Origin of the sequence: Burkholderia sp. Ac-20353 (assembly GCF_017104785.1) — a bacterium.
In the GTDB taxonomy this organism is placed as follows: Bacteria; Pseudomonadota; Gammaproteobacteria; order Burkholderiales; family Burkholderiaceae; genus Burkholderia.
Genome location: NZ_JAAGPL010000531.1, coordinates 1 through 911 on the forward strand (window position 1 = coordinate 1; position 911 = coordinate 911).

Annotated in this window: 1 protein-coding gene and 1 tRNA gene; one reads left to right on the forward strand and one right to left on the reverse strand. The window is 68.7% G+C overall.

Annotated elements, in window-relative coordinates; all coding sequences use genetic code 11:
• The first annotated feature begins 39 nt into the window (after positions 1 to 39).
• Positions 40 to 126, forward strand: a tRNA-Leu gene (locus G3N94_RS41770).
• Positions 127 to 232: 106 nt separating this feature from the next.
• Here the strand turns inward: G3N94_RS41770 and G3N94_RS41775 are convergent.
• A partial coding sequence (locus G3N94_RS41775) for an MFS transporter (protein ID WP_241022377.1) occupies positions 233 to 911 on the reverse strand: 679 nt, incomplete at its 5' end.

Here is a 911-nt window from a genome sequence, read left to right on the forward strand (position 1 = left end):
TAATTGCGTTCTTTCGCGATGCAGCAACAAGCGAAACGTGCCCAGGTGGCGGAATTGGTAGACGCACTAGGTTCAGGTCCTAGCGGTGGCAACATCGTGGAGGTTCGAGTCCTCTCCTGGGCACCATATGTATTCAAAAAAGGTCAGCGCAAGCTGACCTTTTTTCATTTCCGGCCCAGGAAGCAAAGCGCCCGCACAAGCGGGCGTATTCGTTCCCCATCGACGCGCAGCCCTACGCCTTCGACGCCCGGCGCCACGTCCCGGCAAACACCCCCGCCATCACCACCCCGATCGCCGCGAATGGCGCGGCCGGATGCAGTTCGTAGAGCCCGTTGCCAACGAGCGGCGCCACCACCATGCTGAGCCCCTGCGCGACCGACATCGCTCCCGCGCACGCGCCCTGCTCGTGCGGCTCGACGCGCGTGCTCGCGAGCGCTGCGACTGCCGGAAACGCGGCGCCCATCCCGCAAGCTGCGACCAGATAGCTCGCGCACATCAGCAACGGCTGCGCGGGCTCGACCGCCAGCACCGACACGAAGCCAACGCCACCGACGAGCGTGCCCCATCGCAGCCACTGGTGCGGCGCGACCCGCCGCAGCCGCCCGACGAGCGACTGCATCGCGATCAGGCCGATGCCGGCGCTGCCGAGCGCATAGCCGACCACCGCCGACGCGTCGCGCGCGCCGACCTGCAGCTGGTCGATCACGTAGAAGCCGAGCGCGCTGTTCGCGATCATCACGACGCTGTACAGCGCAAACGCGCTCCACCACGGCAGACGCAGCCGCGGATCGGTCGGCTTCAGCCGCGCCGGCGCGTGCCGCGCGAGCCTCGGCCCGTCGTCGCGCAGGCGGCGCAGCCCCGGCAGACCCACGAGCGGCAGCAGCGCGAACACCGCGAGCGCGAGCGTCATG